This is a genomic window from Chitinophaga sp. 05T412, from assembly GCF_056396465.1.
In genome coordinates this window covers 410,165-432,568 of record NZ_JBFTLN010000001.1, presented here as the reverse complement: position 1 = coordinate 432,568, position 22,404 = coordinate 410,165, and the positions used below count along the sequence as shown (strand labels likewise).

The window sequence follows — 22,404 nt, the reverse complement described above, 5'->3', positions numbered from 1 at the left end:
AAAATATCAACCCACTGCACCTGTTTCATTTTTTGACTGTCTTTATAGTATAGGATACCTGTTTGGCTGCTGAAAATCTGGTGGCGGGCTCCGTCATTTGAAAAGCGGGTATTAATAATTGTCATCAAAATCTGTTGGAGATGAGTTTAGCTAAGTATGTAGTACCACTTCAGGAAGTAGGCATCGGAGATGCTGAATCAATTGGCATCAGAAGCGCCATGTTGGGAGAGATGATGCAGCATCCCGGTAATCAGGGGATAAATATCGCCAATGGTTTTTTGGTCACGGCCCTGACATACCGGCAATTTTTATTATGTAATCACCTGGAACCTGAAATCAGAAAATGCCTGCTGGATATTGCCGGAAAAGGCACTGCCGCTGTGCGTAATGCATCTATGAAGATCAGGCGGCTGATCATGAAAGCAGCATTTCCCCCGGAGTTGGAGTGGCAACTTGTTACGGCCTATAACAAATTGTCAGCGCAATTTCAGGTGGATGATGCGGAAGTTGCTTTGTATCCTTCTGTGATAGATGAAGACATATCGGGATTATTGTTGGCGCCTAAACAGCAGATATATACAAATGTGAGAGGATCAGCTACGCTGTTGGAAACGATCAAACATTGTTTTGCGGCTTTATTCACAACGGAGGCCATCAGTTATCGCGATGGTCTTGGGCTCCGGCATTTTAATACCGGCTTATCTGTTTGTGTGCAAAAAATGATTCGCCCCGGTTTGGCCGCTGCTGGCCTGGCTTGCTCGCTTGATATCGGCGGACAATTTACCGGCGCCGTGGCCATTAATGGTGCCTATGGCCCGGCAGCATTACTGAAGATAGAAGAAGTGACACCAGATGAATTTATTGTATTAAGATCCGGAGCCGGGAAACCTGGTGTGCTTTCTATTCCGGTCATTGAAAAAAGAATGGGAGATAAAAGCCGGATGATCATCTATGGCGATCACCCATCAGAAGGAGCCACTATCATACCTACCGAAAAAGGAATGCAATGCCGGTATTGTTTAACAGATGAACAAATTTTGAGGTTGGCAGAGTGGGTGAATGCCGTGAAGAAATGTACTTATCAAAAAGGTTATTGGGTACCTATGAACATTGAATGGGCAATTGATGGACGAACCAATGAAATGTTTATCGTAGGTGTTCAGGGACAAGTACCGGATTTCAGAAAAAAAATAGCCATGCTGAAGTCCCTCATACCTGATCCTGCGGAGATGGCTTATTCCTGATGGCCGCGATAAGCAGATGAGCTAATCATACTTAATTTTTGCCAACAAAGGCGTATATCATCAGCAAAAAGATGGCAGTAAGAATACTGCCATCTTCTTTTAAAAAACGTTCTTTTAATATCCTTTTGTCGGTATCAGATTAGGATTATTGCGCAATTCCCTGCTGGGGATTGGAAATAACAATTCTCTTTCTGTCAGCACCGGACCATAAGAAAACTTATGACCTACATAGTTATCAAAGCCTTTAGTAGTTAGATTGAATGCTTTGCGAAGACGTACCATATCAAACCAGGTAACGTTCTCAAAGCATAGTTCATACCAGCGTTCACGCCAGATGGATTCTCTCAGCTGTTCTTTGGTAAGCCCTGCTAATGCTGGCAATTTTGCCCTTGCCCGGATTTCGTTAACCGCATCATACGCTTTAATACCTGGTCCGCTTACTTCATTGGCAGCTTCCGCATATATCAGTAATACCTCGGCATAACGGATCAAAGACCAGTTCAAATCGCTGTTGGCGGTAGTCGTTTGCGCTGTTACATCAAAAAGCTTGTATAAGAAATATCCGCCCAGGTCTACCACCAGATTTCTGTTATCCTGGTTGGTAAATTTGGTGAAAAAGAATTGCCCTTCTGCTGCGCGTTTATCTCCGGCAGCATATGATTTTACAAAATCCGCGGTGGCGTAGATGCCTCCTGTTTCAGCGGAATAAGCAGAAATATTTTTATTGTAAGGAATGATGAGTGATTGCCAGCTGCCGGGAATGACCTGCGTTTTATACTGGATCATAAAAATATTCTCGTCCACATTTTTCTTTGCAGGATTATGCAGGTCGTCGTAGTTGTCAAATAATTTAAACTGCTTTGAATCCAATACTTCTGCTGCTTTTTTGGCTGCCAGGTCGAAATAGGGTGTTCCCTTTTGTAAGGGGTACCCGGCCATAGTAAGGTATACTTTTGCCAGCAATGATTTTACAGCGCCTAAACATACTTTTCCACTGGGATCTACCCAGGGTAATCCGGCGTTTTCTGCGTTTATTAAATCATCCACAATCAACTTATACACCTCTTCCGGAGCCGCCTGTTTGGGTCTTAGCTGATCTGATTTCAAATCAACGGGGGCAGTGATCAGGGGAATGTTTCCAAACATTTGCACCAGGTTGAAATAGTACCATGCCCGTAAAAAGTGGGCTTCGCCTAACAGGCTTTTAGCTTCTGCTGCATCCATCTTGATGCCGGGTATTTTGGCAATAGACAAATTCGCATTGGTGATGCCCTTATAATAATTCTTCCAGTAGTTTTCTCCGTAGGCATTATCCGCTGTATTATGCAGGTCTTTTATGAAATAACTGTTTACAGCCTGCCCCAGATCTGTGGCAGCCTGCCCCGTAGCAAATTCTGTCATAGTCCAGGGAGCGCCGCCAAAATCGCCGGACATGGGATCACGCAAGCTGGCGTATATAGCGTTCACAGAGCTTCTTGCATGTTCGGGTTTGGTAAAATAAGTATCTTCTGTATAGTTGCTGGGGTCGGATTCATCTAAAAATTTCCGGCAACCGGTCATCGATAAGGTTCCGGTCATTAACACCAGCAGTCCGTATTTTATTAATGCTTTCATAATTTTTTTTTGAAGAGATGGCAGAATATTATAGACCCACATTAAGCCCCAACATAAATACCCTTGGCTTCGGATAATCATACAGGGTGAGGCCCTGATCAAAAGGTGAGCTGGAGTTGGAAACTTCAGGATCATACCCTTTGAATTTCGTAACCAGGAAAAAATTCTGTACGGAAGCATATACCCGTAAGCGACTAAGCTTTAATGCGCTAACTGTTTTTGATGGGAATGAATAGGCCAGTAGCAAATTACGGCCACGGATAAACGAACCATCTGTTACTTTGTGGCTGTCGTTATTGGTGGTGTAATAGGCATTAATGGGGCGTATTTGCGCGATAGGTGTATTTTGGTTCGTTTCTGTCCATGCATTAAGTACGGTTTTATAACTGTTGGCGATACCTTGTCTGTCTTCTGCAGAATGGATGCTCCTGTCCAATACGTCATTGCCATACATGAATTGCAGGTCTACTGTGAGCGACCAGGCTTTATACTGGAAGGTGTTCAGGAAGGTGCCGTATCCGTCGGGGATACCTTTACCGATGATAACCCTGTCCTGATCATTGATGACACCATCGTTATTGATGTCTTTGTATTTTATATCACCCGGCAGCATATTGTATTTTTTTGCTTCCTCTGCCTCTTTACTGCCCCAGGTGCCAAGACTAACCCTTCCAAAGAAAGAGCCCACCGGTTCTCCCACCCGGATGATACCATTACCGGAAGAGATATCACCATTGGCTAATGCCAGTACTTTGTTTTTATTGATGGAGATGTTGAAGGTGGTGCTCCAGGAAAAATGCTCCGTTTGGATATTGGTAGAATTGATGCCAAACTCGATACCTTTATTTTCCATACTTCCTATATTGGAGAAGATTTTTTCACGGCCAGTGGTATATGGCAAAGGAGCATCCAGTAACATGCCATCTACTTTTCTGCGGTATAGATCCAATTCGAGATTCAGTCTGTTGGAAAATAAGCCCAGTTCAAGACCGAAATCGATTTGTTTTGTTTTCTCCCATTGCAAACCTGGATTGGCGATACGATCAATACCTACGCCGGAATTGCGTGTTCCATTGAAAACTACACTATAATTTCCCAGGCCGGCAAGTGCTCTGTAAGCGGGTATTTCGGAGTTACCGGTGGCGCCATAACTGGTACGGAGTTTTAGATTAGAGATGGCCGGGATATTCTTCATAAAATCTTCTTCTGTCACTCTCCAGGCGAGTGCCGCGGAAGGGAAGTAAGAAAACTGATTGTCTCTTCCGAATTTGGAAGATCCATCTATACGACCCGTAAAGGTGACCAGGTATTTATTACGAAATCCATAGTTAACACGGGCAAAGTAGGAATTTAATCCATTGGCAATCCCTACTGAAGATGGCGGCTGGGGGCTGGACCCTGCGCCAAGATTATAGTATCTGTAGTAAGAGTCGGTGAAGCCCTGGGTGGTTGCCTGATTTTCAAAACGATCCATATGCTGCCAGGATACCCCAGCCATGGCAGTTAAAGCATGTACTTTTGCAAACTGCCTGTTGTAGGTGAGGTAGTTTTCAAATTGCCAGGAATTGTACCGGTTATTGTTCACGGAAGCATCTCCGTTGTCGGAAATATATTGCATTCCTTTGGCAGCAAAATAATCTTCCCGTTGGTTGATGATATTGACACCAAGCGTTGATCTCAATTCCAGTCCCGGCGCCAGATGAATGTTTGTATACATATTGCCCAGGAGTGTTTGGGTATGCAGAATAGAAATTCTGTCGGCAGCCACCCTTAAAGGATTGTCGCCTCCTTCCATTCCGGGGTAGTCTCTGTTGCTTGCCCAGGTGCCATCAGCATATTTTACGGGGATAATAGGGAGGGCTTCCAATACCTGACGCATCATCGTAATGCCGCCGCCATCCAGCTGATCTACCTGTTTCTCCCGCTGATCATTATAACTCAAAGTACCACCTACCTTTAACCAATCCTTGATCTGGCTGTCGTACACCAGGCGACCGGAATACCGATCCTGCCAGGAGCCTCGCGCCAGTCCCTGTTGCGTGCGATAGTTTAAAAAAGCACCCATACTTCTTTTTTCATCGCCATCTGTAAAACCAAGCTGATGATTTTGTGTAAAAGCCTTTTGGAATGATTCGTCCTGCCAGTCCGTATCATAGAGCGGGTTTCCCTGTGCATCAAATAGTTTGGGATTAGTACGTTTGGTTTTGGGGTCTGTATATTTTGTTCCTGTCGCCCATCCAACCGGGTCATATTTTTGTGCATTGGCATAAGCCAGGTCTTCCACCGCTAAAAATTCCTTTGAGTTGAGCAGTGCCAGCTTTTTAGGTAATACGCCGATGCTGAAATCAGGATCATAAGTGATTTTTCCCCCGCCGGAACTACCTCTCTTTGTGGTCACAAGGATCACCCCATTGGCGCCCCTGGCTCCGTAGATGGCAGTGGAGGAGGCATCCTTCAATACTTCAATGGAAGCAATATCATTTGGATTGATGTAATCAATGGGGGAGCTACCGTTCCTGAGATCTGCTGTATTCAGGATCACGCCGTCTATTACATACAACGGATTATTGGAAACACTCAGCGAGCTTGATCCACGGATACGAATATTGGTTCTGCCACCAGGCCTTCCTGAATTGGAAGATACGTTTACGCCTGATACGCGGCCCGACAAACTTTGATTCAACGAAGAGGCAGGGCGCTCCTGAAGTGTTTCTGCTTTAACAGTACCAACCGCCCCGGTGAGATCTGATTTTTTAGTCGTTCCATAACCTACCACCACTACTTCGTCTATCTTTTTAATTTGTGGAACCAGCTGAATCAGCATGTCTGTGGAAGTGACCGTCACCTCCTGGGTAACATAGCCGATATAAGAAACAATCAGTACTGCATCCGCATTGAGGTCTTTAATGCTGAATTTTCCATCCGCATCGGTGGTGGTGGCCTTATTGACATTCTTCACCTTAATGCTCACGCCGGGAACGCCAATACCACTTTCTTCCACCACCTTGCCACGAACATCCATGAGCAATGCGTGGGGATCATTTAATGTTGTTGGATTGGTGGCGTGCAGCTGCATCACTATTCCCATTAGTAAGGGAACGACAGCATAAATAATTTTTTGACGCAACGCCGTTATTTTAAAAGTCGCCGTGAAAAAATGTTTCATAGTCTAAAAATTATGTGGTTTAAGTATAATCGTATCCTGTTGCCGGATACATTTGTTAAGAAGCCAATTTTTGAAGACGGAAAGATTAATTAATGGGCAATTCAACACTTTGTCTGTCAGGAATATTGATACTCCTGGCACACAAAATGAAGGCTACGTACCCGCCTATGCGAACGGGATTATCGCGGTTGTCTGTGCGCCCGGATAATAGTTATACTGTGATTGCTGCTGTTATACGACAAATGCTATTCATGTAAGTACAGTGTTTTGGGTTGAATATTTCGATCTATACTTGTTTGGAAAATGAAATTATTGCTGGCTGTTTCTTTGCGCTGATTGGGTTGGTATTCGTGGAAAAATTGTTGGTTGTATGTTTTTATAATTAGTTATCCTTACAATATTAAGTATGCAATCCGATAGATCCTTGTGATATTTTCACTAAGTGGAATAGTAATTTACCAAAAGAACACAACGGTGAAATCGGGTTATCTCTTTTCAATGGGATGCTCTTTCAGCAGCTGTTCAGCGGAATAAAAATCCTTTTTGCTTTCTATAGCCTTTCTGATCTCTTTTACTTTTTCGGGAGAAATGGCTGTTCCTTTGTTCCCGAATGAATTCCGGACATAGGTTAACACCGCCGCAATTTCATCATCCTTTAATAATCCGCCAAAGGGTGTCATGGGTACCTGGCCGGGATATATTTTGTTATTTACTTCTATTGGGCCCAGCACTCCTTTCATGACCACTTTGATCAGCCTTTCTTCATTGCCTGTTACCCATCCGGAGCTGGCAAGCGGAGGGAAGCCCGAATCGGGCAATCCTTTACCATCTGCCTGATGGCAGGTTGTGCAATATCCTTCTATGGAGTAGATTTTCTTTCCCTGGTTAAACAGCGCCAGGTCATTACCTTTTAGACTAGTGGCCGTATTTTCTTCTTTTTCCTTCTTCACATTTTCTCCATTTAAGTGTGCTACTGCTGTTTCATATGCGTGGATCATCCATTCATCCAGTGGCAATTTCTTTGCGACTGCTAAAATGGGGAGTCCTTTTTCTTTACCGATCCATGAGGCGGCCACGATTGCCATCAGGCGTACGCGGCTATTTTCATCCTTCACTGCCTGCATCAGCAGATCTGCCTGATCAGGAACCTGGTGCCCGGTATAACGCACTACCTCTACTGCTGCTGCCCTGGCATGATAATCTTTGGCTTTAAGTACCTGTTTTAAAAGATCGGGGTCTACTTTATTCATTCCCCAACTCACCCATAAGCCCTCCAATAGATGATGTTCATATCGTGGATCATTTTTATCCAGATGAGCTACCCAGGTTTTCAATTTGGTCAGTACTTCAGATACATCGCGTCCTCTTAGTTCGCGACGGGTTCTGTAACGGGTCCGGTATTCAGGTAGTTTAAGGTTCTCCAGGAGTTCGTCTATAGAAGCTCCGGCTATATTGGCTGGTTTTACCAACGGCCTTGACGGATAAGTGATGCGGTATACTCTTCCATGGGAGTGGTCCCGCAACGGGTCGCGTGCATTATGCTGCATATGCCCGATCAGAATGTTATGCCAGTCGATCACATATAATGATCCATCGGGCGCAAACTCCATATCTACGGGTCGGAAATTGGGGTCCTGGCTTACCAGCAGATCCATTCTGTGATGGCTTTTGTAGCCGGTGCCGTCATCTTCCAGGGTATGTTCTTTTGTGCCCAGAAATCCGATGGTGTTGTTGATGAGGAAGTCGCCCTGTACTTCATCCGGGAAGTGGCGGCTGGATACAAATTCAAGGCCGGATGTAGGTCGTACTTTATGTTTCTCTTCTATCAGCTGGATCGATTTATGGGTAAACTGACCATACCGTGGCAACACTGTTCCGGGAAGCATCCAACGCATATCCGGGCTGGATGTTTCTGCAAAGAAGGGTTGTCCCCAGTCATCAAACGCAATACCCCAGGGATTTGGGATGGCCATTTGCGCAGTACGTTCCAGTTTTCTGCGTCGCGGATCATATCTGTAAAAGCCACCGTTGGAGGCACGAACAGTTCCGTAAGAAGTTTCTACGTGTGTTTGTAGAAAAACGCCTTCCCCGGAATAGATGGCGCCTGAAGGATCTGCTGTAAAAGCATGGTTACTGTGATGGGTGTCGTGATCATCGAAGCCACTGAGCAGGATCTCGGTTTTGTCCGCTTTATCATCGCCATCTGTATCTATCAACAGTTTAAGATTAGTACCCTGGGCAACATATACTCCTTCCGGTGCAATCTCAAACCCAATGGGCAGATGCAGGCCATCGGCAAAAACCGTTTCTTTATCCGCCTTCCCGTCATGGTCGGTATCTTCCAGGATAATAATTTTATCATTGGGTTTGGCATCTCCCGGTTTATAATGCGGATAGCTTGGCATCACGGCCACCCATAAACGACCTTTGTTGTCAAACGACATCTGCATCGGTTTCGCGAGGTCTTTGAACTGTTCCTCGGAAGCAAAAAGCTCAATCTTATAGCCAGGTGGTACTTTGAGTTTGCCCACCGCTTCTTTGCCAGTGAGGTACCGCAGACTTCCACTTTTGGCAGAAGCAGGGTTGTAGTTAGTTTTAACAGGCGGTAATATGTCGGTATTTTTATCGGCGGCGGCAATATCCATTTTCACTCCTTTGGATGTGGCCAGCCAAACAGCGGTATCTCTGATAGCTGTCATCTCCCTGATTTTCGCTATTTCTGCAGGATAATTATCCGGTCCATAGGGTTCATACCGGCGACCATATACATGCACGCCATTCGGGATTTTATAGTCGTTGAGCCACATCCAGTTTTTTTCCGTTACGGCATCATGCACCAGCTTTCTGTTCGCTTCAGACTTTGCAGGAACTTTCCCGAAGATCTCGTCTACCAGCAGCAGGCCCAACTTTTTATATCCTTCTTCATTCAATTGTGAACCGTCGATCGTTAAAGGTGTTTTAGTGTCTTTATACCATTTTTGTGAAGGCGTAAATGCATCCACAAATAATACGTTATTATCATCGGCCACTTCTTTCATTGCCTGGGTATATAAGGCAAGGTTTTCATTTTCTTTGCGGCCATCCGGCAGATCATATTTATCAGAAAGATTTTCGAACGCAATGGGTGAAACGACGGCCAATTGAGGCGTTGAGGTGCCATTGTATTTTTGCTTCAACGTCCATTTTATGAAGGCGTCCAATTCACCTTTGTAGTTGGCCAGTCCTTCTTTTCCACTAAATGATTCATTGTAGCCGAAGAAGGAAATAATCACATCTGTTTTGAGTCGGGTCAACCATTGATCCGGCGTTTCAAAACGGCCCTGGCTTGGGTTGTCCATGGTTTGCACTTCCTTCGCCAGTTCCGGACAATATTTCTCTGCACCCGGAAAAGCCCAGGGAGAATTTCTGGCGGAATGTGGCCGGAATCCCGGTGTTTCTCCGCCATCACACATGTTGCGGATTTGTAGTTTGTAATCCGGATAACGGACAAATAGCTCCGTTTCAAAATTATCATAATTTATCATCCTCGATCCCAGATTATTACCGATCAGCGAAATATGTGATGTCGCGGAAATAGTCAGCGGCGCCTGCTTTTTTGATTTGCATGCATCGAGTATCATGATCGCCCCTATTACGGGAATAAGGGAGGTATAAATGCCAAGTTTTAATAGTTTGGACATCTCTGATAAATTTAGATGGAAAGAAGAAGCGTTATCTGCTTATTGTGCTACGCGGTAGGGCACCTGAATATCTATTTTGCCCTTCCATTTTTTTGGAACTTTGAGTCCGAGCTCATAATAGATGGCATTGATCACCAGGCGCTGAAAGGGTTCTTGTCTGAAGTCTTCCGGATGCCCCATGGTTGTCATAAAAATCCGGCCGCCGAAAGCGTTGGTGCCCGTCCAGGCCACGGGATTTTCGATGGCTTCTTTATCAGGATTTACAGATTTTCCCATCAGTAACCAGGTGGAGCCTTTCACAGGGTAATCAGGTAACACCCGGTATAACCAGGAGCGAACATGAAAGTTGGTGGCTACGCCTGTCAGTATAGGATTATTTGCCTGTGCAGGAATGATGTGTACGTCTGTGCTGCTTTCATGTCCGTAATGGGTATGTTTGGCGGCCCCTCCCCAACCCGGAGGAGCATTCAAGGCAAATTCTCCAAAGGCATTCCATTTTTCACTGGCATGTCCTTCGGGAAAGTGGAAGGCATGGGTGGTGGTGCGGAAGCCCATTACTGGCTTGCCGCTTTTCAGGTAAGCTTCAATATGAGCCAGTTGTTCTGGTGGAAGGCGGCGCCAGCGCAAGAAGAAAACCACCAGGTCTGCCTCTTTTAAAGCTTCCAGCCCGGGAATATTTTCTTCGCTGTTGTAGTCAGGAGCGGCTTTGAGAACAATGGTTTTCATGCCGTAATCTTTTTCCAGTGCAGCCGCAATTAACGGCATGGTGGCTTCACTGCTGTATTCATGGTCTCCCGTTACGAAAACCACCAGTGGCTGCTTCCTTTTTGAGGAAGACTGGGCAAAGAGCTGGCTGGTGCACGTCATGCCGACGGTTACCAGGACCAACAAACAAATGCAAATATGTTTCATCTAAAAAATAATTTAAGAATGACCGTTTTAGCTACAATGCTGATCGTATTAAAAAGTGATGGCCATAGTTGAGCAATTATTATAGCAATGCCTGACGATTATATATACTGTTCGGTGCTGGTGTATTACCTGTCAGTACAGCTACTACATTGTTGATTGTGAGTAAGCATATTTTCTGATAGGTAGTTGCTGTAAGGCTGCCCGAATGCGGTGTAATGATGGCACGTGGATGATGTACAATCTCAAGACCCGGCACCGGTGGCTCTTCTGGCAGTACATCCGCGGCAAAGCCTGAGATGGTTTGTAAATTCAATGCCTGTAGTAATGCTGCATGATCAATGAGTGCGCCCCTGGCTGTATTGATTAATAGTGATCCTTTCTTCATTACATCCAGTTGTGCTGCTCCTATGATTTTATCTGTTTCTTTAGTTAAAGGGAGATGAAGACTGATAACATCTGCGTATCCAAGTATATCTTCCATCCCCATGTATTTGTAAGGCAGCTGCTGCTGCGCAGATTTTCCCCAGTATACTACCTCCATTCCAAAAGCTTCTCCCAGGCGGGCTACACGGGTTCCTATATTTCCCATGCCCAATATGCCGAGTACCTTGCCGTCCAGTTCATCACCAGTGTATTGACTGCGCCAATTCCAGTTGTCCTGCTTCACTTGTGAAACCGATTCATACATATTTCGCATCAGCATCAGCAGGAGGGTCAGCGTATGTTCGGCAATAGTAGCGGCATTACTGCCTGGTGCATTGATCACCAGGATCTTTCTGGCCGTTGCTGCTGCAACATCTACATTGTCCAGTCCTACGCCGCATCTGGCTACCACCTGCAAATGCGGACAGGCAGCTATCAGCGGTTCATTGATCAGTCCTTTTCCCCGGGTAATGATGGCATGAATGTCTGTGTTGGTCAGGACTTCCTGCAGGCTCCGTTCATCATATCCTGTGAATACATTCACCTGCTCCTGCAGCACCGCTAATGCTTTGTCTGCAATGGTTTCAAGCAGCAGTACGTTTTTTTTCATCGGCTATTTATGATATAAAGTGGCATCATCAGATTGGTACCCTCTGAAGTCGTTTCTGTTGGATACATACAATCCTTCTTCATAAAGTTCATCTGTAAATATCCGGGGATCGATTTCAGCATCCGGTGTAGAAGATATTTCCACCAGGTTGCCGGCAGGATCACGCACAAACATCTGCATGGCGCCATCAGGCAGTTTTCTCACCTTCCCCCAGGGCTGGATGTCAATTATATTGAGTTCTTTCATGCGGAAGAAAAGACTATTAAAATCATCTACCTGTACGCAGATATGTCCACGAAAGGATGTTTTGTCTTCCCATTCGGAAATATGTAATTGCTCGTGTTCATTGAATTTGAAAAACATTACAGGATAATCAAACCGGAAGGAGGCAAGCGGCTCCAGACCCAATTCATGCTGATAGAAATTACCTGCTTTTTCCAGGTTGTCTACAATCAGTGTTACGTGATTAATTTTAAGTGCTCTGGCCATGAATAGTTTTTTACAATGTCACTTCTAAACATTTTGTTGATATTCCCGTACAAAATCCCAGTCTGGCGCTACTCCTAATCCTGGTGCTGTGGGCGCCCCGATCATCCCATCTGTCACGGTAATGTGTTCCTTTACCAACTCATACATCATCGGATTGCCACCTAATGAAAATTCAATAATAGTAGCTGCTGGTGATGTAAATGCTACATTCAATCCAGCCATAAAAGAAAAGGCAGAACCCCAGCAATGTGGCGCCAGCTCCAGTTGATGTACGCTGGCCAGGTGTGCCACGCGCATTGTTTCCGATATGCCGCCAATGATGGCTGCATCTGGTTGTATGACATCAATGGCTCTGATATCCAGCAATTCCTGGATATCAAAACTGGTGTATTCACTTTCACCTGCTGCGATGGGAATATGTGTAGAAGCCCGCACTTCTGCCGTTCCCCGTTTATTATCGGGACTGATGGGCTCCTCAAACCAGTACAGGTTGCAATCTTCCACGCCCTTGCAAAATTGTTTAGCCTCCGGAACACTAAAGGTGCCATGTGCATCGACCATCAGTTTGATATCGGGTCCTAAAGCGGCTCTCGCGGCTTTTACTCTGTTGATGCTATTTTGTACGGTCTTGTCCATCACGCCTACACGCATTTTCACACTCCTGAATCCTTTGTCTACATAACCGGCTAATTGCGCGCCAATGTGCTTTTCATCGGCCCAGCCTCCGCTGGCATATGCCGGCATTTTATCGCGGCAGGCGCCACCGAGTAAGTCCATCACCGGCACTTGCAGCATTTTCCCTTTTAAATCCCACAGGGCGGTATCAATACCGCTCATCGCAGATACGGTGAGTCCCCTTCTACCCAGGATAGGGAATTTCCGCCCCCTCGACAAAGCATAGTGATCGCGGGTGCCATTATACATTTCTTCCCAGTGACGGGTAATATCTTTGACATCCTTACCTATTAAACCTGGTTTCAGTTCATTTTCAATACAATTTACAATGGAGGCACATACCCCCGAAGATCCAACTGCTGCCTTGGCTTCTCCAAATCCCTGCAAACCATTTTCTGTGGTAATTACAACAAGCGTCATATCAAAATTGGCCAATAGTCCATAGTCTGAAGTATGTTGTTTTTCTTTAGGAACAGGACAACGCAACCAAAATGCTTCTACATTAGCTATTTTCATCTGTTAGCAGTTGATTCTTTAGATAAGTTTTGATAAAGTATTAAATGATTGGGTGGTCAGCATGGTATAAAATTCATCCGTTACGGAAGTGCTGCCATGGTCCTGTAGAAATTTCTCCTGTTCCGCTGAAAGGTCCTCCGGATTTTCATCAATGGCATCCGGATAAGGGTTGGCCGGTGTACGATCCAGTGGGGCACAGAATTCCACAGAAAGCACGTCATTATAGTTCACTTCTTTCAGGGTATCTATGATCTTCTTCCAGTTAAGGTTGCCCATTCCTGGCGCCATTCTGTTGTTATCTGCCACATGAAAACCAGTCAGTTTTCCCTGGGATTTTCGGATGGCGTCAAACATGTTTGTTTCCTCGATATTCATATGAAACGTATCCAGGCAAACACCACACCTGGGTCCGACAGCCGCCGCCAATGCCAGTGCCTGATCCGCGTTGTTGATAAAATAGGTTTCAAATCTGTTGATAGGTTCAATGCCTATCAATATGCCTGCCGCCTCGCTATAGTCGTAAATTTCTTTCATGGAGTTAACCGCCCATTCCCATTCTTCATCGGGCCTTCCATCGGGCACAATTTTTCCGACGGTGCCGGGCACAACAGATACCATATGCCCCTCCAGCTCCTTCACCATTTTTATGACGTCTTTTACATATTGCACGGATTTTGCCCGTTGGGCTTCATTTTTCGCAAGGAGGTTGCGATCGCCCAGCATTAGTGTTACGCTCCCCCAGCAGGACAATCCATGATCCTTCAGTAATTTTCTGACACTTTTCGTGTCATACTGTTCAGGGCTTCCTGCAATTTCAAGTTTCGTATATCCCAATGCAGCTATTCGCCGTATGGTGGTGGCTATTGTTTCGGAGCGCATCCAATTGTGTATCCCCAGTTCCATAACGCTTTAATATGTAAAGGTGATTTAATATCTCGCAGGCGCCTGTTAGTAACTGTGCTACCAGTACAGGATTTCATTACGGGAACCTTTGTAGAAAGTCTTTGTCTTACAAACTTATTCAGACTTCCGGTGAAAAAAAAGTACTTCATTTGCAATAAATCGATACAATATTTATCTTATTGCTGGATTTTGGGTGTCCGGGAATAAATAGTGTATTAAAAAAGACGTCATGAAAGTTGCTTATCGACATATATCTACACCGGAAGATGCCAGTTTTGTAATTAAAGAGTTTCGTCAGCCGCGTTTTACTAATACTTTTCATTTTCATTACGGGCACGAATTAATCTTGATTGTAAAAAGTGCCGGAAAAGTATACGCAGGTAATAAGGTCATGAATTACCGGGAAGGAGAGATTTATATGTTCGGTCCGGGATTGGTGCATTGCTTCTGCAATGATAATACGCCTGCCGACAGCGATGAAGTAGCTCATGCTATCATTATACAGTTTACCGCTGATTTCATGGGTAAAGAATTTTTTGATAAGCTGGAATTAAGAAAGATAAAAGAATTGATGCAGTTATCTGAATATGGAATAAAATTCCAGCAGGTATCATCTTCCGTCAATCACCTGTTCTTTCAATTGCAGGCTAATCAGCAAATGAAAAACCTGGTGATACTCTTACAGATTCTGGATGAACTATCGCTGCGAAACAGAGAAAGTGTGATGCTGTTAACAGATGATCCCAGAAAGGTGCACTATAAGGAAGCTGATTCGAAGAAGTTAGAATCTATCTTTAAATATGTACTGGAGAACTACCATAATGAGGTAGATAGCAAATCAGCCGCTTCTCTGGCCTGCATGAATGAGGCCGCATTTTGCCGTTATTTTAAAAGAAGAACCAATAAGACATTCTCCCAATTTGTAAATGAAACAAGGATTAGTCATGCTACCCAGTTGTTAATAGGTACAGATAACGGGATCTCTGAAATATGCTATGCGTGTGGGTTTGATAACATATCCTACTTTAACAGACAATTTAAAATTTATCAGGGAAAGTCACCCAGGGAATACCGTAAGGATTTAATGGAAAGTAATGTCAGTTCTCCCAGTTTTCGGCCTACGGGAGAATAGTGCTTTGATAGGGGGCGCCTGCTTATTATCCGGTATCAATTTTTGAAAAAAAGGCAAATGAAGAAGTGCCTGTAGATCGTTTTAATAGCTACTTCAGGAGTGGAAACCAGCATTTTATTTATTATGTTTGTACAAAAAAAAGGAGTGCAAATTTGGACCATTTGTCAGATCAGGAACTTGTACATTTGTTAAAACAAGGGAGCGAGGAGGCTTTCAGATGGATCTATGAAAAGTATTGGAGTATACTTTATGGCAGGGCATATAGAAAGCTCGGCAATCTGGAAGAGATTAATGATATTTTGCAGGAAATATTTTTGCACTGCTGGAAGCATAGAGAAACGCTTGTCATTGAAACCAATTTTGCCAACTATTTTTTGACCGCTCTTAACTACAAAATAATCGACTTTTACCGTTCCATGGAGGTGAGACGAAATTTCTATAATCAGCACCTGCTCAATACGGATGGTAGACATGGTGGTGTAATGGATACCGTCAATTACCGGGATCTGGAACGGATTGTCCGGCAGGAAATAGCCCTCATGCCCAAAAGAATGCAGCAGATTTTTCTGCTAAGCCGTGATGAGCGTCTGCAATCAGCGGCTATTGCAAAACAGTTATCCTTATCCGATCAAAGTGTGCGCAATCAGATCAGCGCGGCCATCCATCGACTCCGCAACCGGGTGGGGGAGCTTCTTTCCTTCTAACTTTTTTTATTCCCGCTTAGGTACAAACGCGATGCTGATCCGACTCTACTATCTATATGGCAGATAATCCATTATTTAGTCCGGAAGAGATCCGGGTATTATTGTTAAAGTACGATCGAAACGAATGCACGGCCGCAGAGCTGGCGCAAATCATGGCGTGGTATGAACAATTGGATCTTTCCGAAGTGAGTCAGGCGCCCGTTCCCGATACTGTAGAGGCAATGCAGGCAAGGGATGCGCTATGGCAAATGATTGATAAGGAGATACAACCGTTAAAAACGGCCTCCGTTATACGTCTGCCTTTATACAGACGTGCAATGCGAGTGGCCGCCGCGGTGGTTTTATTTGCTTTAGGGACTGCTGCATGGTGGCTATTTTGGCCGGCTACCTCTCACGAACTGGTGGCACATAATGGGAATCTGGTGCATAGCCGGTTGGCAGATGGTACGGAGGTATGGCTAAATGCCGGCAGCAGGCTCACATATAACTCGCTGTCTCAATCGCGCACCCGGGAGGTAACCCTTGAGGGAGAAGCCTACTTTGATGTCACACATGATGAACAACGTCCTTTTATTATTCATACCAATCTGGCGGATGTAAAAGTGTTGGGCACCGCGTTTAATGTGCGGGCTTATAAAAGAGATAGTGTAACAGAGATGCTGCTGGTAAGTGGCTCCATTGCTGTTACCATCAAAAAAGAGGGGCGGGAAATATTGCTTCGGGAGCCCAGGCAAAAAATAACAGTCAGGCAGCCAGCCGCTATGGTGCCGGACAACGAAATTGTACGGGTAAGTCAGGCTTTCTCTTCACCTGATGTGGATAGTGTAATCACAGAAACACTATGGCGTAGCAATAAGCTGGTATTCAACCATGAAACATTTGGAGAAGTAGCCTCCCGGATAGAACGATGCTACAATGTGAAAATACATTTCAGAGATGAAAATGTAAAGCAGTTACGGTTCACGGCTGTTTTCGATAAGGAAACGATTAGTCAAACAATGTCGGCATTACGTATGTCCGCCCCATTTCAGTATTACATCAGTGACAATGATATTTTTATCAACCAGTAAACAATGCACATGAAAAAAACAACTTAGCTGTAAATCACTTTATGAAAAAAGGGAAATGCGCTAACATTTCCCCTAAAAACTGACCAACAATTGCAGGCACCGTGTGTAAAGCGGGTACCTGTGTTTTTATTTATTGATCAATAATCAAAGTTATGAAAAAAGATGAGAGTTTTTTTCATTGGGGAACATATGTCCCAATAGTACCGAAACAAGCATTCTTCGTTATGAAATTATCCTTTTTCCTGTTGCTGGCAGGCTGTTTACAAGTATCCGCCAAAGGCTATTCGCAGCTCAACAAAGTAACTGTCCACGTTGAGCAGGTGAGTCTTATGAAGCTACTCAAAATAGTGGAGAAAAAGGCCAACTGCCGCTTTGTTTACAATGACGATGCCATTTCTCCCTATGGAAAAGTTTCAGTGCAGGTTACTGAGGCGCCGGTAGAGGACTTATTGAAACAGGCTTTGGCTAATACCGATCTCCATTTTCGCTTGCTAAAAAGCGACCTTTTTGTAATTGCACCCAATGATTTGAACATAGCGGATATCTCCGTAAATGGAAAGGTGACAGACAAAAATGGTGTACCACTGGTGGGCGTGAGCGTAAGAGTGGATAAGACGCAGAAAGGGACTATTACCAATGCCAACGGTGAATTTACGCTGGAAGTCCCTGGTACCGGTAATCTGGTATTCACTTATATGGGCTATCTGGAGCAATTGGTTCCCATTAATAGTAATACTTCGATCAATATCATTTTGCAGGAAGATCCCAAGGGGCTGAATGAAGTGGTGGTAGTGGGATATGGTACCCAGAAAAAAGTAAGTCTTACTGGCTCTGTTGCCACTATCAGTGGTAAGGATATGCGTCAGATGCCTACCGCTAATCTTTCCAATTCACTGGTAGGACGCGCGCCCGGCATCATTGCCGTACAAAGAAGTGGTGAACCCGGAAACGATCAGTCCAATATCAGTATCAGAGGTAAAAGTACCTTTGGAGACAATTCGATGTTAGTGATCGTTGATGGTATTCCACGTGCCTATGAGCAGCTAAACCCGGGAGATATTGAAACTGTGACGGTATTGAAAGACGCTTCCGCTGCGGCCATTTACGGCGCCCGTGCGGCCAACGGCGTATTGCTGGTCACTACCAAACGTGGTAGTAAAGGCGTACCTACTATTTCTTACAATGGTTTTGCCGGATTCCAGCAACCAACACGCTATCCCAAATTATTGAACAGCACCGAATATATGCAGATGTATAACGATGGATTGCGTTCCAATGGACAGCAACCACTTTATTCCGAAGCAGACATTGCTACCGTGCGCGACAACCCTGACCCTTTGCGCAATTTGGCAAATACCGACTGGTGGAAGGAAACTAACGCCAAATCGGCCATGCAAACGCAACACGATCTGAGTGTGAGTGGTGGAGGTGAAAAAGCCCGCTATTTTGTGTCCCTGGGATTCCTGGACCAGGATGGCTTGTTCAAATCAAGTAATTTTAAGCGCTATAATTTCCGCTCCAATTTAGATGCTAACATCGGGCGTCGCCTGAATGTGAGTGTGGATCTGGCCGGACGCTTTGAGAATCGCCAGGCACCGGGAGTGGCTACCAACAGTATTTTTAATTCCATTCTCCGCGCCAAACCGATGGACCCCGCTTTCTATCCCAATGGATTGCCCGGTGGATCTACCGGTGGTGTTAATGCTACGCTGGATGCACTGTCAAGCGGTTATCGTAATGAACAATGGAATATTTTTCAAAGTAACCTATCGCTTAAATATGACGTACCAGGCATAAGTGGCCTTACCATAAAAGGGGTGGCAGCCTTTGATAAAAGCTACAGGTTCACCAAAAACTTCCTCACACCTTATGACTATTATAAATACAATGCCACCAGCAAGGACTACGATAAGATAACACAATCGGGCAGTATTAGCCTTAAGCAGGAAGATGAACAACGTCTGGGCATTACCACGCAGGCTATTGTGAATTATGTACAAACTTTTGGTCTGCATAATGTGGACGCTACATTTGTTTGGGAGAACTATAAGTATAATTCGGATGTGTTTTCGGCTTACCGCGAGCAGTACACCAGTGCGCTCCTGGACCAGCTATTTGCAGGTTCGCAGAACGGTTTGAATAATGATGGTACGGCGAGCATTGATGGCCGTAGCGGGGTTGCGGGACGTATTAACTATGGGTGGATGCATAAGTATCTGCTGACTGCCACTTTCCGCTACGATGGGTCAATTAATTTCCCAAAGAATAAACGTTGGGGCTTTTTCCCTGGCATTTCTGCAGGCTGGGTAGTTTCTGAAGAAAATTTCTTTAAAGACCATATCCGGGCGATGGAGTACCTGAAACTGAAAGCATCGTACGGGCAACTTGGTAACGACCGTGTTGGGATGTTCCAATATATGCCCTCCTACTATTTAGGTAATGGCAAGAATGATAATGGTCAGGACATAACCTCTACCTACATCATAGATGGCAAAGCGGTAAGTGGCATTTTTACTACCGGTTATCCAAATGCTAATATTACCTGGGAAACAGCTACTACCAATGATTTTGGCGTAGAAGCCTCACTCTGGAACAGGGCATTGACGATTGATGCCGGCTATTTCTACAAACGCACGAAAAATATTCTCCTACCCCGCAAAGATGCGGTACCGGGCACTTTCGGTGAAAAATTGCCTGATCAGAATATCGGTATTGTAGATAATCGCGGCTTTGAGCTGGAGCTGGGACACGAAAGTAAAATAGGACAGGTGAACTTCAATGCGAAAGGCACATTCACGGCCGTGCGTAGCAAGATCATTTATATGGATGAAGCTGCGAACATTCTGCCTGCCTTGCGTAAAACCGGTCGGCCGTTTGATCAATATACCGGACTTAAAGCTATTGGCATCTTCCAAAGTCAGGATGAGATCTCAAAATCACCCGTACAGCAATTTGGCCAGGTTAAACCCGGTGATATCAAATATGCCGATATCGATGGCAATGGAAAAGTGGATGACAACGACCGTGTAGCCATCGGCAAAAGCCAGATACCTGAGTTGATCTACGGGTTGAATCTGGGCTTTAGCTGGAAGGGTTTTGATGGTAGCATGTTATGGCAGGGCGCTGCAAATTTCAATACTTATCTGAGCCCGGAACTATCAGTGCCGTTCTTCAACGGTGCTAATTCACCCAAATCCCTGCTGGATTACTGGACGCCTGAAAATACCAATGCCAAATATCCACGTCCCGTGCCTGGAGGAAATGCAAATAACCGCAAGGTTTCTTCTTTCTGGCTCCGCGATGCCAGCTATATCAAATTGAAGAACATTGTACTGGGTTACTCTCTGCCTGATGGCCTGCTCAAACGTGCCCGTTTGCAACAAATACGGGTTTATGTGGCAGCAGCCAACCTGTTGACCATTTCCAGGCTGAAAGATATTGATCCGGAAATTCCGTCTGATATCAGAGGTTATTACCCGCAGCAGCGAAGCGTAAACTTCGGTATTAACCTGACCCTGTAAACCAATTGTGCAACCGAAAATTTTTATCATGAAAAAGTACTTTTTACCATATATCATCTGTTGCTTAACAATATTGGGACTTCCTGCATGCAGTAAGCTGGACCAGACACCAGTAGACCGGCTTTCCGACGAAACCATATGGAAAGACCCGAAGCTCATTCAACTGTATGTGGCAGATATTTATGCCAACCTGGGTATTGGCTTTGACCTTCTTTCCGATGACACGTCTCCGCTGGCCTGTATCACAGATGAAGCCCGGGGTAGTTATTCCTGGCTGGGAGCTAACACCAATGTTATCAACGGCGCCTTTACTTCAGTAGATGCACCGCTAAATAACTGGACGAATGCTTACAAAAGTATACGGAAGGCGAATATCTTCTTTAAGAAAATAGTGGATGCAAAGATGCCGGATGCCGATAAAAATAACCTGATTGGCCAGGTGAAATTTCTTAGAGCGTTTTATTACTTTGAACTGGTAAAACGCTTTGGTGGAGTACCGCTTATTACCGAACCACAGGTGCTTGAAAGTGATCTGATGGTAAAGCGTGCCACTGAAGCAGATACCTACACTTTCATCACGAAAGAGCTGGAAGATGCCGCGAATCTTCTTCCAGCAAGTGCACCCGGTGGCCTGGCATCCAAATGGGCTGCCAAAGCCTTACAGGGCAGGGTGCTGCTTTATGCGCAACAATGGGCGGCCGCAGCTGCTGCTTCATTGGAAGTGATAGAAAAAGGTGGTTATAATTTGTCCAACGACTATGCCGGCCTTTTCACTACCAAACAACATCCCTCCGAAGAAAGCATATTCGAGATCCAATATCTTGATCCTGCCCGCACCTCTTCTTACGATGGAATCAACGTACCCTATTTCGATAATCCCGGAAACTATACCAGCTGTACATTGCCTACGCAGGAAATGGTAGACGATTACGAAATGCAGGCTACTGGTTTGGCGATCAACGCACCCGGTTCCGGTTATCATGCAGATAATCCATATCAGGGCCGTGATCCCCGCTTTTATGCCAGCATTCTTTTTGAAGGCGCCAGCTGGAAGGGACGTACCATTCAGACCCGTGTGGATGGTACAGATGGTATCGTAGACCGCAACTCCAACGAAGACCGCACCAAAACCGGTTATTATGTGCGTAAATACCTGGATGAGAAACTACCACTGGAAAAAATATTTAATAGTACGCAAAGCTGGGTAGAATTGCGGTTGGCGGAAGTGATGCTGAATTATGCAGAAGCGGTTAATGAGGCTGAAGGCCCGGCAAAAGCCAAAACCTATATCGATAAGATACGGCAACGCGCCGGCATGCCAGTTACCCGTGATGGATTAAGCAAGGAAGATATGCGCAATCTGATCCGCCATGAAAGAAAAATTGAGCTGGCCTTTGAAAACCATCGTTACTGGGATCTCCGCCGTTGGCGCATTGCAAAAGATGTGCTGAATGGGAAAACATTCCATGGCATGAAGATCACCCTGAACAATGGGGTCTATAAATATGAACGGGTGGAAGCCGACCTGGGAGCTTCGTCCCCCAGAGTATTTACGGATAAATACTATTATCTTCCTATACCTAAAGGGGAAATAGAAAAAAATCCGAACCTTGAACAAAATAAAGACTGGAACTAGAGGTGAATGGAGGCTATTAATAGTGCAGCCATCAGATGAATGTTGCTGATAGGATATATCGCCACTCATTGCTCATCTTCTATCCTTCATCCGTGCAGGCTTTGTTGGT

At 45.0% G+C, this 22,404-nt stretch carries 14 protein-coding genes; 6 read left to right on the top strand and 8 right to left on the bottom strand.

Annotation, left to right across the window (positions count from 1 at the left end; genetic code table 11):
• Positions 1 to 140: 140 nt before the first annotated feature.
• A complete protein-coding gene (locus AC1DFM_RS01645; protein ID WP_477074984.1) occupies positions 141 to 1,244 on the top strand; it encodes a PEP/pyruvate-binding domain-containing protein in 1,104 nt (367 codons plus the stop codon).
• 114 nt (positions 1,245 to 1,358) lie between these two features.
• Here the strand turns inward: AC1DFM_RS01645 and AC1DFM_RS01640 are convergent, their stop codons facing one another.
• The 8 genes from AC1DFM_RS01640 to AC1DFM_RS01605 form a co-directional block, all read right to left on the bottom strand.
• Positions 1,359 to 2,858, bottom strand: coding sequence for a RagB/SusD family nutrient uptake outer membrane protein (locus tag AC1DFM_RS01640; RefSeq protein WP_477074983.1), 1,500 nt, complete (start codon positions 2,856 to 2,858; stop codon positions 1,359 to 1,361).
• 28 nt (positions 2,859 to 2,886) lie between these two features.
• Positions 2,887 to 6,024: a SusC/RagA family TonB-linked outer membrane protein gene (locus tag AC1DFM_RS01635; RefSeq protein WP_477074982.1), complete on the bottom strand. Its 3,138-nt coding sequence runs from the start codon at positions 6,022 to 6,024 to the stop codon at positions 2,887 to 2,889.
• Positions 6,025 to 6,509: 485 nt separating this feature from the next.
• Positions 6,510 to 9,704: a PVC-type heme-binding CxxCH protein gene (locus tag AC1DFM_RS01630; RefSeq protein ID WP_477074981.1), complete on the bottom strand. Its 3,195-nt coding sequence runs from the start codon at positions 9,702 to 9,704 to the stop codon at positions 6,510 to 6,512.
• Between the two features lie 39 nt (positions 9,705 to 9,743).
• Positions 9,744 to 10,616, bottom strand: a complete 873-nt coding sequence (locus AC1DFM_RS01625) for a ThuA domain-containing protein (RefSeq protein WP_477074980.1) — start codon at positions 10,614 to 10,616, stop codon at positions 9,744 to 9,746.
• Between the two features lie 79 nt (positions 10,617 to 10,695).
• Positions 10,696 to 11,649, bottom strand: a complete 954-nt coding sequence (locus AC1DFM_RS01620) for a 2-hydroxyacid dehydrogenase (RefSeq protein ID WP_477074979.1) — start codon at positions 11,647 to 11,649, stop codon at positions 10,696 to 10,698.
• A gap of 3 nt (positions 11,650 to 11,652) precedes the next feature.
• Positions 11,653 to 12,138, bottom strand: a complete 486-nt coding sequence (locus AC1DFM_RS01615) for a VOC family protein (protein WP_477074978.1) — start codon at positions 12,136 to 12,138, stop codon at positions 11,653 to 11,655.
• A 24-nt stretch (positions 12,139 to 12,162) separates the two neighbouring features.
• Positions 12,163 to 13,329, bottom strand: a complete 1,167-nt coding sequence (locus AC1DFM_RS01610) for a mandelate racemase/muconate lactonizing enzyme family protein (protein ID WP_477074977.1) — start codon at positions 13,327 to 13,329, stop codon at positions 12,163 to 12,165.
• A gap of 18 nt (positions 13,330 to 13,347) precedes the next feature.
• Entirely contained in the window at positions 13,348 to 14,232 is an 885-nt protein-coding gene (locus tag AC1DFM_RS01605) for a sugar phosphate isomerase/epimerase family protein (protein WP_477074976.1), read from the bottom strand.
• Between the two features lie 229 nt (positions 14,233 to 14,461).
• Between AC1DFM_RS01605 and AC1DFM_RS01600 the strand changes: the two genes are divergently transcribed.
• From AC1DFM_RS01600 to AC1DFM_RS01580, 5 genes are all read left to right on the top strand, one after another.
• Positions 14,462 to 15,364: an AraC family transcriptional regulator gene (locus tag AC1DFM_RS01600; protein ID WP_477074975.1), complete on the top strand. Its 903-nt coding sequence runs from the start codon at positions 14,462 to 14,464 to the stop codon at positions 15,362 to 15,364.
• Positions 15,365 to 15,525: 161 nt separating this feature from the next.
• Positions 15,526 to 16,068 carry an RNA polymerase sigma factor gene (locus tag AC1DFM_RS01595; RefSeq protein WP_477074974.1) on the top strand — a complete coding sequence of 181 codons (543 nt, stop codon included), beginning with the start codon at positions 15,526 to 15,528 and terminating at the stop codon, positions 16,066 to 16,068.
• Between the two features lie 56 nt (positions 16,069 to 16,124).
• Positions 16,125 to 17,138, top strand: coding sequence for a FecR family protein (locus AC1DFM_RS01590; RefSeq protein WP_477074973.1), 1,014 nt, complete (start codon positions 16,125 to 16,127; stop codon positions 17,136 to 17,138).
• A gap of 224 nt (positions 17,139 to 17,362) precedes the next feature.
• Complete coding sequence (locus AC1DFM_RS01585) at positions 17,363 to 20,659, top strand: TonB-dependent receptor (RefSeq protein ID WP_477074972.1); 3,297 nt, start codon at positions 17,363 to 17,365, stop codon at positions 20,657 to 20,659.
• A 28-nt stretch (positions 20,660 to 20,687) separates the two neighbouring features.
• Positions 20,688 to 22,295, top strand: coding sequence for a RagB/SusD family nutrient uptake outer membrane protein (locus AC1DFM_RS01580; RefSeq protein WP_477074971.1), 1,608 nt, complete (start codon positions 20,688 to 20,690; stop codon positions 22,293 to 22,295).
• Positions 22,296 to 22,404 lie beyond the last annotated feature (109 nt).